Below are 15,113 nucleotides of genomic sequence, written 5' to 3' on the forward strand. Positions count from 1 at the left end.
GCGATGGTTAACGAGCCGACCGCTAAACAGCGGCTTCAAGTACTACTGGCACGGATCAGTGCGGTGGATACCGCCGCTGCTGAACATACGCGCGCCTATCTGGATACGCTGACCAAACCCCCCGGGAGTTTAGGCGAGTTAGAAGCCTTGGCGATTCAGCTAAGCGCCATCACTGGTAGTGCTCAGCCTGGCGTGACGCCACCACACGTTGTGGTGTTTGCCGCCGACCATGGAGTCGCCAGCGAAGGTGTTTCCGCGTTTCCTCAGGAGGTCACCGCGCAAATGGTGGCTAATTTCACCCAGGGTGGCGCTGCCATTAATGTATTTGCGCGGCAAATTGGCGCTGATGTGGAAATCGTCGATGTGGGCGTCGCATCTACGTTAACGCTGCCTGGCGTTACCCTGGCTAAAGTGCGGGCGGGCACGGCCAACATGGTGATAGAAGATGCCATGCACGCCGATGAGGCCTTAGCGGCGATTGAGCAAGGCGTGGCGGCGGTTGAGCGCGCAAAAAAGGCAGGGGCCAACTGCATTATTGTGGGCGAAATGGGGATTGCCAATACCACGGCCAGCAGCGCCATGCTAGCGGCCTTGACCGGCGTACCCGTTGCCCAAGTGGTTGGAGCCGGTACCGGCATTAATAATGCCCAGTTAGCGCATAAGCTCGCGGTGATTGAGCGTGCACTTAGTGCCCGCCAAGCCAATGCCGACGACCCTCTCGACGTACTCGCCAAATTGGGCGGCCTTGAAATTGCCGCGATGACTGGGGCTTACTTAGCCTCGGCGGCGCATCGCACCCCCGCGATTGTGGATGGCTTTATTGCCACGGTGGCAGCACTCACGGCCTGCCGCCTTTGCCCGCTAGTGCGCGACTACCTGATTTTTGGACACCGATCTCACGAGCCGGGCCACGGCACAGCGCTAGAAGCGCTTGATGCTAAGCCGCTGCTCTCATTGGGGATGCGCCTGGGTGAAGGCAGCGGCGCGGCGCTGGCCTTTCCGCTACTGCAGGCGGCAGCAGCCATGCTCAACGAAATGGCCTCATTTGCCGATGCGGGCATTAGCCCGAAAGCAGGGTTATGAGCACGGTGGAAACGCTGCCGTTTAGCCAGCCTTTATCGCTTGCCCGCAGCGAGCACTGCCTAGCGATCACCTCTGCGATGCCGCTGCGGGTGCTGAGCAGCGCGTTAGTGGGAGAGGGTTTTGGCAGTGTGCGTCATTTTGCAAACTTCCACGTTGATAAGCACTACGATGGCCATTCGCCAAACGAAGATTTAACCCAGTGGTTGCTGGCTCAAGACTTACCGCTGACATCGGTAGCCATGATGACCGCCGTTCATTTAAACAGCGCCTGTGTGGTTAGCAGGCCGCTGGGTGAACTACCCAACGGCGTCACGGCGCTGGTTACCGCGGGGGTGGGCAACGCCGTTGATATTAGCTTTCCAAACCAGGACGATCCTCGCTTAGCGCTACGCACCGCGCCCAAGGTTGGCACCATCAATACGTTTGTTTTCTTAGATGCCCACTTAACCGATGGCGCCTTCGTTAATGCCTGTTTAAGTGCCACAGAAGCCAAAGTGCAGGCGCTCCGGCAGATAGGCGTAAAAGATCCTTATAGCGGCACGCCCGCCACCGGCACCTCTACCGATAGCGTCTCCATTGCGGCTACGCAGCGTGGTGCCACCACGCCCTATGCCGGTTCTGGCACCCCCATTGGGCGCGCACTGGGTGAGGCGGTTTACCAAGCAACGTTGGGTTCGCTGTCGCTTTCACAAATGAGGGCGTCAGCGTGCTAACGCCGTTATTACTCTCAACCGTTGGGCTAGTTGCCATTGCGATTGTCATCGATTTGATCGTCGGTGACCCGCGCTCGTTGCCGCACCCGGTGGTGCTGATGGGGCGGGCGATTAGCAGCTATGAGCGGCTTTGGAACCGCGGTACGGCGCAGCAGCGTAGGTTAAGCGGCACTTTTTTAACCATTACGCTAGTTGGCGGCGTGTGGTTCTCTAGCTGGCTGCTTCTCACATTGTTAGCCAAGCTGCACCCAGGATTGGCGTTGCTTGCCGAGCTTTGGCTGCTTTCCACGACGCTGGCGATTAAAGGCTTGGGCGATGCGGCCCGGGCAGTGGCAGGGCCGCTTAGCAAAGGCGATTTGCCCGCCGCACGCCAAGCGCTGGGAATGATTGTTGGGCGTGATACCCAAACCTTAGATGAGGCAGAAATTACCCGGGGCACGGTGGAAACCGTGGCGGAAAATACCGTGGATGGCATCACCGCGCCGCTGTTTTTTGCGCTTATCGGCGGGGCGCCGCTGGCGCTGGCGTACAAGGCGGTGAATACCCTGGACTCAATGATCGGCTACAAAAACCAACGCTATGGCGATTTTGGCTTTGCCTCTGCCAAGCTGGACGATGTGGCTAACTGGATTCCCGCGCGTTTAACTGCGCTGTGTCTATGGTTCGCTGGCCTGCTATTGAGTATTTCGGGTGTTTTACCCCTTCGGTGGAAGGGCGCGCTGCAGGGCACCCGCCGCGATGCGCCGGGCCACCCAAGCCCCAATGCCGGTTGGCCTGAGGCCATGGTGGCCCGTTTGCTCGGCGTGCGGTTAGGTGGCACCAATTTCTACCAGGGCGTGGCGTCCCATCGCGCCACGCTAGGCGAATCCCTTGAGCCGCTGCGTTTAGCGCATATCACTGCCACCGTACGTTTAATGCACGGCGCATGGCTGCTGTTTATGCTGCTAGCGGTTGGCGTCACTGCGCTGGTGCTTACTCTTCGGGGGCTGTTATGAGTACGCCTAGTCGTGCATGCAACAGCCCTGCATGGCCCACGCATGGCGGCCAGGCGGATGCGCTGCTGGCGCATTTTGCTTTGCCCGCAGATCACCCAGTGGAAGACTTTAGCGCTAATCTTAATCCGCTAGGCCCACCCGCTTGGGTGCGAGGCTGGCTAACAAAGCAGCTGGTAGGCCTTGAGCACTACCCCGCGCCGGACTACGCCACTGCCCGGCAGGCCATCGCCGCCCATCATCAGCTTCAGCCTGAGCAGGTGTTGCTAACCAACGGCGGTGCAGAGGCTATTTTTCTAGCTGCCGCACTGCACGCGGGTAAGCGAGCGGCGATAGTGACCCCAAGCTTTGGCGAATATGCCCGCGCCTGCCGCGCCCACCGGCTCACCGTCAGCGAAATCGCGCTGCGCCCGCCGCACTTTACGCTTGAGGTAGACACACTAATGGCAGGGCTTGACGGCATCGACGTGCTATTTCTATGCCGCCCGAATAACCCTACCGCTACGCTTATCGATAGCGCGGCAATGGAAGCCTTGCTGGAGCGCACGGCGTCAATGGGCTGTCATGTAGTGGTCGATGAGGCGTTTGTCGATATGGCGGGCGATAGCCCACAAAAGGCTTCCCTGGCACCCTTGCTGACGCGCTATCCGCATCTGATGCTGCTGCACTCCATGACCAAGTTTTATACCCTGCCGGGCCTGCGGCTGGGTTACCTGCTGGCGAGTGAGGCGACGATTCAAACGGCAGAGAGTCACCAGCCGCCCTGGAGCGTCAACCACCTTGCGGCTGAATTGGTGGCACCGCTGCTGGCGGATAAAGCGTTCGCCAATGCCACCTCGCATTGGCTAACCAGCGAGCGCCCGGCCATGGCGCAGGCGCTGAAACAGCTAGGTTTAGAGGTTGTGCCCAGCCACGCCTGCTTTTTTCTTATTCGCCCCGGCATTGAGCAGCGCAGGGGGGACATTACAAGCGATGCGCTGTTTGAAGGTTTGCTGCGCCATGGGGTGCTGGTGCGCCACACCCATAATTTTTATGGGCTAAACGGTGAATGGCTGCGCATAGCGCTGCGCGATGCCCCTGCAAATCAACGGCTTATAAGCGTGTTGAGAAAGGTGCTCAATGATTGTGTTTGTTAGCGGCGGGGCGCGCTCGGGCAAAAGTGAGATTGCTGAGCAGCAGGTAGTAAGCGCTGCAGGTAACTCGCCCTGTTACTACCTAGCCACCGCCGATGTGTACGACGACGAGATGGCCGAACGAGTGGCCCGTCACCGTCAATCTAGGCAATCGCAGTGGCAGGGCGTGCAGTGGAGAACCCTAGAGGCGCCGCTACGTATTGATCAAGCGATTGCTAACGTGCCAGACGGTGGCGCGGTACTGCTGGACTGCCTAACGCTATGGGCTAGCCAAGTGTTGTATGCCAGCGAGCTAAGCGAAGAGGAGGGTTTAGCGCTGCTGGCAGAGACACTTGCTGATGCCCGAGCACGCCGCGTGCATTTAGTGATTGTTTCTAACGATATCAATGAAGCGCTGCCGCCCAGCGATACTGAAACATGGCGCTATCTGGCCTTTCTTCAGCGTGCTCACCGCTGGGTAGCGGCAGAGGCAGATTCCGTACTCGAAGTCGTCGCGGGCTGTGCACTGGAATGGAAGGGAAACAAGGAGCTGCCACGGTGAAAAATGCTTTATTAGGTCTCTTGCTGGCGCTGCAGTTTCTTACCCGTATTCCCATACCCGTCGTCGTTCCCTGGACGCCCGACATCCGGCGCTGGGCCGTGCGCGCCTATCCGCTAGTGGGGTTAATGATAGGCAGCGTGCTGGCGCTGATAGCGTTCATGATGCACAACGTACCCGCGCCCATTACTGCATTAGCCGTATTAAGCGTGTGGGTGGCGCTTTCCGGCGGGCTGCATTTAGACGGCGTCATGGACATTGCCGATGCGCTAGGCAGCAACCAGCCGTTAGCGCGTCGCTGGGAAATCATGAAAGACCCGCAAATCGGCAGCTTTGGGATGCTGGCGCTGGTGTTTCTGCTCGCTTGGAAGGCGGTGCTGCTGTGGGCGTTGGTGGCCTATCAGGCGCCTTTGTGGTGGCTGTTGATAGTGCCCGCGCTAGGGCGTTGGGCGGGCGTTGCCTTATTGGTGCTAACGCCCTGCGCGCAGCAGAAGGGCTTGGCGTGGAGCTGGCAGCAGTCGCTTAGCCATAAAGACGTAGCGCTTGCGCTATTGCCACTGGCGTTGCTTGTACTGTTGGCGCCTGCCGTCGTGTTGATATGGCTAATGGTCACTGTTTTTGTGGTACTAATGCGCTGGCTTTTGCTGCGACTGTTTAACGGGATTAATGGCGATATGGTTGGCGCCACCATTGAAGGAGGAGAGCTTTGGTTAATGATCTTAGTGTGGAGCTGGTGGCAGTTCGCCACGGTATCACCGCCTGGAATTTAGAGCGCCGCTATCAAGGCCAGCAAGATATTCCGCTGCTGTTTCCAGATGCCGAAGAAGGGCTGTTGGCACTGCGGGAGTCGCTGGCCGATGAGCACTTTGATGCTATCTACTCAAGCGATTTGCAGCGTTGCCAACAAACTCTTGCGTGGTCCCGCGCGGCAAAGCCGGGCACGGCGGTAAGCTTGGAGCCGCGCCTGCGCGAGCTGGATTTTGGCGACTACGAGGGTAAGGTGTACGACGAATTAAAAGCGTTGCCCCACTACCGCGCCTGGATTGATAGCGTAGGCGAGCTGCAAATTCCCGGCGGCGAGTCCTCCGGCCAGCTACGCGCGCGATTGGATGCCTGGCTCGATGACCTTGCCGCCAATGCCCATGCGGGAAATCACCAAAAGATTCTCGCCGTCACCCACGGCGGGGTGATTCGCGAGCTGCGCCGGCGTTTTGAAACCGTGGGCTTTTGGGATGGCATTGTGCATCAAGCCCAAGGCCGGCGCTGGCAGCTTGTTTATCAGCAAAACGCACAGGGAACAGGGGAATGGCAATGCAGCTCTTCATCGGCGGTGCCTGCGCAGGAAAGCGCGACGCTGTAACCGCCCGCTTTCCTGCAGCTTACTGGTGGCCGCTTGATAGTGCTCAACCGTTGAGCGATTGCCAGCAAGCGCTTGAGCCTAAACGGCCGCTGGTTATTACCGGCGTGCTTGAGTGGCTGGGCGCCGCCCTTAACAACACGGGCCATGATGCCCTGCGTCAGCAGTGGCAGGGCGATATCGCCACGCTTTGTCAGCGCGCCGATGCGTTAAGCGCGCCGCTGATTATCATTACCACGGAAGTGGGGCGTGGGATTGTGCCTATGCAACCCGAACAGCGCCGCCTGCGCGATCTAAACGGCTGGTTTAATCAAGACGCGGCCGCCCAAGCCGAGCAGGTGTGGAATGTGAGGCACGGCTTGGTAATGGCAATTAAGTAGCCTGTTTACCGCAGGCGCCGCCAGCGCTGCCAGCCGATCATTAAAAGATGCACAGGCAGGTAAATCACCAGCGGCCACACCAGTGTTAGCAGGAAGAGGTAGAGCAGTGGAGCGAGGGTGTCCTGGGGCTGCCCGAAGGGGCCATGCACCCAGTTAATATTGCGCTCGGCTTCGGTGAACAGGTAGGTCGTTGGCAGCACGATCCAGGTCAGCAGCGTTTGCCACCGCAGGGCACGGCGCGAGTAGCCTAGCTTGGCGACGCCTATGCCTGCCACCAGTGGCAGTACCACATGGTAGAGCGACATGGCCCTCGCTATGGGCGGGTGCTCAGGGTCGAACATATACTCGGTGCCGCCGATAAGATGTGTGCCTGTAAGCGCCGCTGTGGCAACGTCCAGGCTCCATAAACTGCCCACCAGTGCCACCGCCAGCCACTGCATCGACATCAGCGTGCGCTGCTCGCTCCACAGTGCCGCCAGCAGCAGAAAGCTCGCTACATTGCATAGCCAGAAAAAGTTTTGCGCACCCAGCAGCACGACGTAGCTTGGTGCCCATATCAGGATCCACAGCGTAAAGGCCAGCTTTAGCCAGCGCGGCACATTGGCTACTGAAGAATCGGCCATAAGTATCTCCTTGTCGGTGCGCTGCCCTCACTCTAGCAGTTCACTGTTAATTGACCTCCCCACAGCAACTTGCTAGCTTACGCGCACTCTCAGGTGCTGGTGGTGCCCTACACCATCAGTTAAACGGGAAGTTGGTGAACATCGCTTTGTAAATGAGCTGTGTGAATCCAACGCTGCCCCCGCAACGGTGATCGAGACAAGAACGGCTATAAGACGCCACTGTGCTAACGCATGGGAAGGTGGTCGTTCAGAAAGGGCTCGCGCTTTTGAAAAGCGGCCTTTCGCTCGTCAGCCCGGAGACCGGCCTAAGAGTGATGGTTCTAAATGAACCACTTCAAACCGAGACGCGGAGGGCGGCTCAGGGTGATGCTGGTGGTTTTCACGCTGCCGATGTTCCCTTGGTTTTCCTCTGCTCGGTCAAAAAAACACGCTGTGCGGGTGAGCACAGTGAGCAAGGGACCTTCCATGTTGAATCGTTTTCATACCACCACGCTCGCGGCCTTTACGCTGGCGGCTCTGCCGATGGCTGTTCAGGCTCAATCACCATCTCCTTCCTCTGACGCGCTAAACCCCGTCGTCGTCACTGCAGCGCTGGCGCCACGCACCGCCAATGAAAGTCTTTCTTCGGTCACGGTGATCGACGAAGCCACGCTGCGTCGCCAAGACCCCGTAAATATTACCGATCTGCTGCGCGGCCAGCCGGGGGTGGATGTTTCCAGCAATGGCAGCTTCGGTAAAAACAGTAGTGTCTATTTGCGAGGAACCAGTAACGATGCCTCCGTTTTATTGATTGATGGTATTCGTTTACGTTCTGCGACTACTGGAGGAGCAGCATGGCAGCATTTAGAGCCTCGCATGTTCGACCGAGCAGAAATCGTTCGCGGCCCTCGTAGCAGCCTTTACGGCGCCGATGCCATGGGCGGCGTTATCCAACTGTTTACCCCCGAAGGTGAGGAAGAAGGCCCACAACCACGCATCTCGGTAGGGGGTGGCTCGTTCAATACCCAGCGGCTAAGTGCGGGCATTAGCGGGAGAGAGGGCGGCACTCGTTACAGCTTCTCCGGCAGCCATCTTACGACCGACGGGCAGCCGGTTCGCCGTGACGGTGACGACAAAGGCTACGAAAACACTTCAGCGCTGGCGCGAGTCTCTCACATCTTCGACAACGGAGCTGAAGCGGGCGTGTTGGCGCTAAGAGCAGTAGGAAACACAGAGTTTGATGGTGGTGAATCCGATATTGTTCAGCAAGTAGCAGGCATTTATGGAGAGATTCCTTGGTCTTCAAGTTGGAGAAGTCGAGTTACATTGAGCGAGTCGCGTGACGAGACTGTGACGCCAGCTTATTCGAGCCAATTCATCACTAAGACACAGTCTGTTAAGTTGCAGAACACCTTAAATGTGGATAAGCATGAATTTGTAATCGGCATCGAGTCAGTGGAAGACAGCGTAGCCGGTAGTGATACGGGGCTTGGCGCTTTTTCAGAAGAAAGTAGAGACAATCATGCCGTATTTGGTCAGGCAATTTTTGACTTTAACCCAGTAGTGATGCAAGCCAGTTTGCGCCACGATGATAACCAAGCTTATGGTGGTGAAACTACAGGAAGCTTGGCTCTAGGCTATGATGTCAGTGAAGCTTATACAGTTCGCTTGAGCTACGGAACGGCTTTTAGAGCTCCTGATTTCAACGAGCTTTATTATCCAGACCTAGGCTATTACTCCGGTAATCCCGACTTAGAGCCAGAAACTTCTGAAACCATCGAAGTTGGCTTGCGTGGCCAGTTCGACCGCTGGTTCTGGGACGCCGCGCTTTACCAAACCGATATCGACAACCTGATTGCGGGCCAAGGGCTTCAACTTAACGTGCCTGAAACCCGCATTCGCGGAGCAGAGCTGGCCGCTGGGGTGGAAGCCGGCGATTGGACACTTGCAGCCGCGGTGACTTACACCGACCCCGAAAATCGGCTGACCGGTAAGCGTTTGCAAAACCGCGCCTCGCAAAGCCTACGACTAGACGTAGACCGCGAGCTGGGCGATTGGTCAGTGGGAGGCTCTTGGGTAGCACAAAATCACCGCTACCGTGATGCGCAAAACCAAGACCGTTTGAGCGGCTATGGTCTTGTCAATCTACGCGCAGGTTGGCAATTTGCTCCGCTATGGAGCGCTCGTGTCACACTGGAAAACGCGCTTGATCAAGACTACGTGACAACGCGCTCTTTTGATGGCGCTGACTACATCAACGCAGGCCGAGCAGGATTCTTAAGTGTTCACTTTGGCCAGTAGCCAACGTGGGTTAATGCGCGGGGCCTTGGGCCTCGCGTTTTTGCTCATAACCATACCCGCCCAGGGCCACGACCATTCACGCTGCGTGGTGGATGATCGTGACCGCGAAGTATGCCTGCACAACGCAGCACGGCGTATTGCCACGCTTTCACCAGGGGCAACAGAGCTGACCTACGCCGCAGGCGCAGGCGATCAAGTCGTTGCCGTGGTGAGCTACAGTGATTACCCCCCAGAAGCCGAAGAAGTTGCGTCGGTGGGGAGCCATACGCGCATCGATTTAGAAGCCCTTGTCGGGCTAGCGCCAGATTTAGTCATCGGGTGGGTGACCGGAAACCCCACCGAGCAGTTAGAAACGCTAGAAGCATTGGGCATGCCGGTGTTTTACATCGAACCACGCACGGTTGAAAACGTCGCCTACACCATTGAGCGCTTAGCGCGGCTAGCGGGCACCGAAACCGCCGGGCAGGCCGTTGCCGATGACTTCAGAGCAGGAATGGCCGAATTAACCACGCGCTACGCTGAACGCGAGCCGGTGCGTACCTTCTACCAGGTGTGGGATGAGCCATTGATGAGCGTTAATGACGAGCATCTTATTGGCCAAGTAGTGCAACTGTGCGGCGGCGAGAACGTGTTTGGTGATCAGCGGCGGTTAGTGCCCAGGCTCGATGACGAAGCCGTGCTGGCCGCCAACCCAGAAGCCATCATTGCCGGGGGCATGGGCGAAGAGAATCGCCACTGGCTGACCCACTGGGAGCAGTATTCCAACCTAACGGCCGTGGCGGAAGAGAGTCTCTATTTTGTACCGCCGTCCCTTATTCAGCGCCCCACGCCGCGTTTGCTGGAAGGCGCGCAGATTCTGTGTGACAAACTTGAACAATCCCGCCAAAAGCGCAGGGCCTCATAGTGGCCGCGCGCCTGTGGCAACCCCTTGGCCTGCTGGTGCTGATTGCCATGGCCGCTATGCTGTTCGCCTTAGCGGTGGGCAGTGCCCAGCTTTCCATTGGCCAGCTGTGGGCGGTGGCACAAGGGCAAGGGGATGCACTGGCGCGCACCATGGTGGTTGATTTACGCCTTCCCAGGGCGCTTTCCGCCTTCGCTGTGGGTGGGCTTCTGGCCGTGGCAGGCGCGTTGATGCAGGTGCTGCTGCGTAACCCGCTCGCAGACCCTTACGTGCTGGGGCTTTCCGGCGGGGCATCGATTGGTGCGCTGGCGGCCATGCTGGCAGGCGTGGGCGGCGTGCTGATTTCAGGCTCGGCGTTTGCCGGTGCGCTGTTTTCGACCTTTTTAGTATTTGGCCTTGCCCACGGCAGCGGTGGCTGGACTCCTTCACGATTGTTGTTAACTGGCGTGGTAGTGGCTGCAGGCTGGGGCGCGGTAATTACCCTGATGTTGGCCCTTAGCCCTGCCGAGCGGCTGCCGGGCATGCTGTATTGGCTAATGGGCGATCTCTCCTACGCCCGCACCCCCTGGCCGCCGCTGCTGCTTTTATTGACGATTTGCATTGTGCTTATACCGCTTGGGCGAAGCTTGAATGTGCTGGCCCGTGGCCCTCAGCAGGCGGCCGCGCTGGGGGTGGACGTGCGCCCGCTAGAGTGGGGTATCTACATCGTTGCCAGCCTACTCACGGCGGCAGCGGTCACCACCGCAGGTAGTATTGGTTTTGTTGGCTTGGTGGTGCCGCATCTGCTGCGCCTGCTGCTAGGCAACGACCAGCGCTTAATTTTACCCGCCTGCGCCCTGGCAGGGGGCACCTTGCTGGTGCTGGCAGATACGCTCGCCCGTACCATGATCGCACCGGAACAGCTGCCCGTGGGCGTGATTACTGCGCTGCTGGGCGTGCCGACCTTCCTCTTTTTGCTCTACCGGAGCCGCTGATGACTCACCTGGCGACTCAAGAGCTGATCATCAACGTGCCGGGGCGCAGCGAAGGCACGGTACTGAACCTAACCGTTGCACCAGGGCAGGTGTGGGGTGTGCTTGGCCCTAACGGCGCAGGTAAAACCACGCTGCTGCACACACTGGCCGGTTTAAACGCCCCCCGTTCTGGGCAGGTACTGATAGGCAATAAACCGCTTACTCAGCTGCGCCGCCGCCACATCGCCCGTGAACTTGGCCTAGTGTTCCAAGAGCGCCTGGACGGCTTTCCCGCCACGGTGCTGGAGACCGCGTTGATTGGCCGCCACCCGTATCTTTCTTTATGGCAGATGGAAGGGGCCGACGACTACGCCCGAGCTGAAGCGGCACTGGAAAAGTTAGATGTGGCGCATTTGCGCGACCGTTTGGTGAGCACGCTCTCCGGCGGCGAACGCCAGCGGGTGGCGATGGCCACGGTGCTCACCCAAGCGCCGAAGATTTGGCTGGCAGACGAGCCCACGAACCATCTCGACTTACACCACCAAAGCGCGGTGATGGCGCTAATGGCCGAGCAGGCCGCCCAGGGCAGCGCGGTAATGATGTGCCTGCATGATTTAAATCTAGCCGCCCGCTGGTGCGACCACATTTTGCTGCTCTACCCCAGCGGTGAAGCCTGCTGGGGGCCGCGGGACACTATGCTGGTGCCCAGCGCCCTAGAGCGGCTCTACCGCCAGCGGCTTGCTACGGTAGAAGTGGACGGCGCGCCGGTGTTTGTGCCCATTCAGGCACCCCTTACCGACCACCCGATTAATTCAAGGAAGTGACATGTTGCAAGGTGAAGCGCACGCAGCGTTAATCAGCGCCCCCGGTTCCGGCCAGGGAAAATCCATGGTAACGGCGGCGCTGGCGCGGCTGCACCGTAACGCGGGCCGCACCGTGCGGGTGTTCAAACACGGCCCCGACTACCTAGACCCCATGGTGCAAGAGATCGCTTCCGGCCAGCCGGTGTATCAGCTTCATCCCTGGATGACCGGCGAACACGAATGTCGCTGGCGCTTGGCGAAAGCCGCCCAAGAGGCTGATGTCATTTTAGTGGAAGGCTCCATGGGGCTGTTTGATGGTTCGCCCTCCAGCGCAGACCTAGCCATTCTGGCAGGCATCCCCGCGTTGCCGGTGATTGACGCCTGGGGCATGGCGCAAACCTTCGGCGCGGTGGCCCAGGGGCTTGCCAACTACCACCCGGATCTCGCTATTCACGAAGTGATTGCCAACCGAATCGGCAGCCCCGGCCACGGCAAACTGCTGGATGAGAGCATGCCAGAAGGCATTGCGCTGCTAGGGGCCATTCCCCGCCACGAGGCCATGAAAATCCCCGACCGCCACTTAGGCTTGGTGCAAGCCAGCGAGCTGAGCGGCCTGGATGCCCAGTTAGATGCCGCCGCTAAAGTGTTAGAGGAAGCCGGGCTAGGCCGCTTACCCAAGCGGGTAACGCTGAGCGCCGACGCCCCCACGCCCGCACCGCAGTACCTAAGCGGCGTGCGTATCGCCATCGCCAAAGACGACGCCTTTGCGTTTATCTATCGCGCAAATCTAGATGTGTTAGAAGAGATGGGCGCGACGCTGCACTTCTTCTCACCCCTCAACGACTCCGCACTGCCAGAGTGCGATGCCCTCTGGCTGCCCGGTGGCTACCCGGAACTTCACGCCGCCCGCTTTAGTGCTAATCAACCTATGCGAGAGGCGATCAGCGCCCACCACCGCGCAGGCAAGCCAATACTTTCCGAGTGCGGCGGGCTAATGAGCTGTGTAGAGCAGTTGGTAGACGGCGAAGGCACAAGCCACACGATGATGGGGCTGTTGCCTGGCACCGCCAAAATGGCTGGTAAGCTGACAGCGCTAGGCCTACAAAGCCTGCACACCCAAAGCGGCGAGCTGCGCGGCCACACCTACCACCACTCGCTGCTGGAAACCTCCATGCAACCGCTGGCCCGCACCCGCAAACTGGCCGGTAGCGAAGCCGAACCGATCTACCGTGATGGCGCGCTGGTAGCCAGCTATTTCCACGGCTATTTCCCCTCTGCCCCAAAGCTGGTCGCGGATATTTTTACCGGGCAAACACTGCAAATCGTGGCCCAGTAATTTTTTTGGAATGTTTTTTCATAAAGTGTATGTGGGCTATGATAGGGCGGCTAATTACCCACATTTACTATTGAGGAGCCACCATGAGCTTTTACGTTTACCTTTCCGGCGAGATTCACACCGACTGGCGTGAAGAGATTCAGCGTGGCGCAGACGCCGCTGGGTTGGATATCGTATTTACCGCCCCGGTCACTGACCACGACGCCTCTGATGCCGCAGGCGACCACCTGGGCAAACCGGAGAACGGCTTCTGGCGCGACCACCAATCCTCCAAAGTGAATGCCATTCGCACCCGTACGATGATCGAACAGGCGGACTTGGTGGTGGTGCGCTTTGGCGACAAGTACAAGCAGTGGAACGCCGCCTTCGACGCAGGCTACTGCGCGGCACTGGCCAAGCCCTACATCACCCTGCACAGCGAAGAGATTGTTCACCCGCTGAAAGAAGTCGACGCCCAAGCACAAGCCTGGTGCACCACCACCGATCAAGTCGTGGAAACCCTGCGCTACGTGCTGAAAGCGTAAATTACTCCAAGGAAACCCCATGCGCGAAAATGCCAAAACCCCGGAACGCCATGCCCAGCGCATGGCGGCCAAGCAAAAAATCATGAACGAGCGCATTGCCCGCGCCGATAAAGAGCAGGGCATCTTGCTGGTGCTCACCGGCCCCGGCAAAGGCAAAAGCAGCTCCGGTTTTGGCATGCTCGCCCGCGCCCTAGGCCACGGCATGAAAGTTGGCGTGGTGCAGTTTATTAAGGGCGCGTTCAGCACCGGCGAAGAGGCCTTCTTCCGCAACCTGCCTAATGTGGACTACCACGTAATGGGCGAAGGCTACACCTGGGACACCCAAGACCGCGAACGCGACGTCGCCGCCGCCAACGCCGCCTGGGAACAAGCCAAGCGCATGCTCCAAGACGACAGCTACCACATGGTACTGCTCGACGAACTCAACATCGCCCTACGCTACGAGTACCTCGACCTAGACCAAGTCCTCGACGACCTACAAGCCCGCCCCGAAATGCAGCACGCCATCGTCACCGGCCGCTACGCCCCCCAACAGCTCATCGACCTTGCCGACACTGTCACTGAGATGAAGGTGGTCAAACACGCCTTCAAAGACCAAGGCATCAAAGCCCAGAAGGGGATTGAGCTTTAAGGGTGAGAAGGGCGGTTATTAAATGGTGAATAGTAGCGCGGCGTAACGACTGAGCGAGAGCAACGGAGCGAAGAAGGCACCCGCAGAGGGCGGCGCCAGCCGCCCCTAATACGCCACATCATCAATGGCACCACCCAACCCCCAAAGGCACCCGCAGCGGCGGCCCGGCGCGAAGGCGGCGACTAGCGGCCCATCTACCGCGCCATAAGCAATCAAATATCTTAAGTGCTGCACTCACCAAACACCCGCCCGTTGATCCAGCACAATCCCCCAAAAATCTGCGTGACCTAAGCCAAATTTATGAATAGAGTATGATGGAACAGAGAAAAATGAGTGGGCACGCGAATTTTGGATATGCTGCCTAGTGGTTAGCCTGATATTTTGTAAGGCAACGGATTGTGAGAATGCTGTTGGCTAGAAAACGTCATAAAACGCGAGGGTACGTTTACCGGCGTTATATGGCTGCTATAGAAAAAATATTGTTATTTTAAATATAGCGTATGCCCCAAATTATCATTGATAGCTACAAAGAAATAGGTTTTTTTATGGATAAGACTTGGTTAGACGTGATTAAGGTAACAGGAGCAGTTGGTGTTATTGCCTTTCTTGCCCATTTGGTTATTAGCCATGTTTATAGTGAAGAAATAATTGAACTGTTTGGCAGTGATAGGATGTTTGGGCTGACTATTTTGATAGTTGCAGCTGTTTTTTTTGTACTCTTGATGGCTGTATTAAAACAAAAAGATAAAACTGTTAGGAGAAGTGAGGAAAGTGAGGTCGACGAGGATGATAAAGAAAAAGATTATAAAGGTCCTAAAGTAACTTATCGAAATAGAGCCAAGCATAACGGGGATAACAATTTTTAG

The 15,113-nt window shown here is 58.0% G+C and carries 18 protein-coding genes and 1 riboswitch; of the genes, 16 read left to right on the top strand and 2 right to left on the bottom strand.

Annotated elements, in window-relative coordinates:
• The first annotated feature begins 3 nt into the window (after positions 1-3).
• The 8 genes from cobT to LG301_RS06060 are packed head-to-tail and all read left to right on the top strand — an operon-like array spanning position 4 to position 6,196.
• On the top strand, positions 4-1,083 hold the full coding sequence (gene cobT, locus LG301_RS06025) for a nicotinate-nucleotide--dimethylbenzimidazole phosphoribosyltransferase (protein ID WP_404474294.1): 1,080 nt from the start codon (positions 4-6) through the stop codon (positions 1,081-1,083).
• Positions 1,080-1,796, top strand: coding sequence for an adenosylcobinamide amidohydrolase (locus LG301_RS06030; RefSeq protein WP_404474296.1), 717 nt, complete (start codon positions 1,080-1,082; stop codon positions 1,794-1,796). The genes cobT and LG301_RS06030 overlap by 4 nt, the downstream gene beginning before the upstream one ends.
• Positions 1,790-2,791, top strand: coding sequence for an adenosylcobinamide-phosphate synthase CbiB (cbiB, locus tag LG301_RS06035; protein ID WP_404474298.1), 1,002 nt, complete (start codon positions 1,790-1,792; stop codon positions 2,789-2,791). Before LG301_RS06030 ends, cbiB begins: the two co-directional genes overlap by 7 nt.
• Positions 2,788-3,924: a threonine-phosphate decarboxylase CobD gene (gene cobD / locus LG301_RS06040; RefSeq protein WP_404474300.1), complete on the top strand. Its 1,137-nt coding sequence runs from the start codon at positions 2,788-2,790 to the stop codon at positions 3,922-3,924. Before cbiB ends, cobD begins: the two co-directional genes overlap by 4 nt.
• Positions 3,908-4,462 (top strand): bifunctional adenosylcobinamide kinase/adenosylcobinamide-phosphate guanylyltransferase, encoded by a 555-nt coding sequence (locus LG301_RS06045; protein WP_404474301.1) that lies wholly within the window; start codon positions 3,908-3,910, stop codon positions 4,460-4,462. Before cobD ends, LG301_RS06045 begins: the two co-directional genes overlap by 17 nt.
• Positions 4,459-5,229, top strand: a complete 771-nt coding sequence (gene cobS / locus LG301_RS06050) for an adenosylcobinamide-GDP ribazoletransferase (protein ID WP_404474303.1) — start codon at positions 4,459-4,461, stop codon at positions 5,227-5,229. The genes LG301_RS06045 and cobS overlap by 4 nt, the downstream gene beginning before the upstream one ends.
• Complete coding sequence (locus LG301_RS06055; RefSeq protein ID WP_404474305.1) at positions 5,166-5,819, top strand: histidine phosphatase family protein; 654 nt, start codon at positions 5,166-5,168, stop codon at positions 5,817-5,819. The genes cobS and LG301_RS06055 overlap by 64 nt, the downstream gene beginning before the upstream one ends.
• Positions 5,771-6,196, top strand: coding sequence for a bifunctional adenosylcobinamide kinase/adenosylcobinamide-phosphate guanylyltransferase (locus tag LG301_RS06060; RefSeq protein WP_404474306.1), 426 nt, complete (start codon positions 5,771-5,773; stop codon positions 6,194-6,196). The genes LG301_RS06055 and LG301_RS06060 overlap by 49 nt, the downstream gene beginning before the upstream one ends.
• Positions 6,197-6,201: 5 nt before the next feature.
• On the opposite strand, the gene LG301_RS06065 is transcribed toward LG301_RS06060, so the two are convergent.
• Positions 6,202-6,819: a hypothetical protein gene (locus LG301_RS06065; RefSeq protein WP_404474308.1), complete on the bottom strand. Its 618-nt coding sequence runs from the start codon at positions 6,817-6,819 to the stop codon at positions 6,202-6,204.
• Positions 6,820-6,893: 74 nt separating this feature from the next.
• A riboswitch (cobalamin riboswitch) is annotated at positions 6,894-7,143 on the top strand.
• Positions 7,144-7,284: 141 nt separating this feature from the next.
• On the opposite strand from LG301_RS06065, the gene LG301_RS06070 reads away from it, so the two are divergent.
• The 7 genes from LG301_RS06070 to cobO all read left to right on the top strand — a co-directional run bounded on the left by LG301_RS06070 (position 7,285) and on the right by cobO (position 14,247).
• Entirely contained in the window at positions 7,285-9,099 is a 1,815-nt protein-coding gene (locus LG301_RS06070) for a TonB-dependent receptor domain-containing protein (protein ID WP_404474310.1), read from the top strand.
• Positions 9,100-9,112: 13 nt separating this feature from the next.
• Positions 9,113-10,003, top strand: coding sequence for a cobalamin-binding protein (locus LG301_RS06075; protein WP_404475188.1), 891 nt, complete (start codon positions 9,113-9,115; stop codon positions 10,001-10,003).
• Between the two features lie 47 nt (positions 10,004-10,050).
• A complete protein-coding gene (locus LG301_RS06080; RefSeq protein WP_404475190.1) occupies positions 10,051-10,974 on the top strand; it encodes a FecCD family ABC transporter permease in 924 nt (307 codons plus the stop codon).
• The gene (locus LG301_RS06085; RefSeq protein ID WP_404474312.1) at positions 10,974-11,777 is read left to right on the top strand and encodes an ABC transporter ATP-binding protein; all 804 of its coding nucleotides are present in this window, start codon (positions 10,974-10,976) and stop codon (positions 11,775-11,777) included. Before LG301_RS06080 ends, LG301_RS06085 begins: the two co-directional genes overlap by 1 nt.
• Before the next feature lies 1 nt (position 11,778).
• The gene (locus LG301_RS06090; protein ID WP_404474314.1) at positions 11,779-13,092 is read left to right on the top strand and encodes a cobyrinate a,c-diamide synthase; all 1,314 of its coding nucleotides are present in this window, start codon (positions 11,779-11,781) and stop codon (positions 13,090-13,092) included.
• Between the two features lie 83 nt (positions 13,093-13,175).
• The gene (locus LG301_RS06095) at positions 13,176-13,616 is read left to right on the top strand and encodes a YtoQ family protein (RefSeq protein ID WP_263069450.1); all 441 of its coding nucleotides are present in this window, start codon (positions 13,176-13,178) and stop codon (positions 13,614-13,616) included.
• Positions 13,617-13,635: 19 nt separating this feature from the next.
• Positions 13,636-14,247 (top strand): cob(I)yrinic acid a,c-diamide adenosyltransferase, encoded by a 612-nt coding sequence (gene cobO / locus LG301_RS06100; RefSeq protein ID WP_281996987.1) that lies wholly within the window; start codon positions 13,636-13,638, stop codon positions 14,245-14,247.
• A gap of 105 nt (positions 14,248-14,352) precedes the next feature.
• Here cobO and LG301_RS06105 read toward each other — a convergent pair whose 3' ends face one another.
• Complete coding sequence (locus tag LG301_RS06105; protein ID WP_404474316.1) at positions 14,353-14,481, bottom strand: hypothetical protein; 129 nt, start codon at positions 14,479-14,481, stop codon at positions 14,353-14,355.
• 311 nt (positions 14,482-14,792) lie between these two features.
• Here LG301_RS06105 and LG301_RS06110 point away from each other — a divergent pair, with 311 nt between their 5' ends.
• Complete coding sequence (locus LG301_RS06110) at positions 14,793-15,113, top strand: hypothetical protein (RefSeq protein WP_404474317.1); 321 nt, start codon at positions 14,793-14,795, stop codon at positions 15,111-15,113.

The organism is Vreelandella venusta, from assembly GCF_044809155.1.
GTDB classification, from domain to species: Bacteria; Pseudomonadota; Gammaproteobacteria; order Pseudomonadales; family Halomonadaceae; genus Vreelandella; species Vreelandella venusta_B.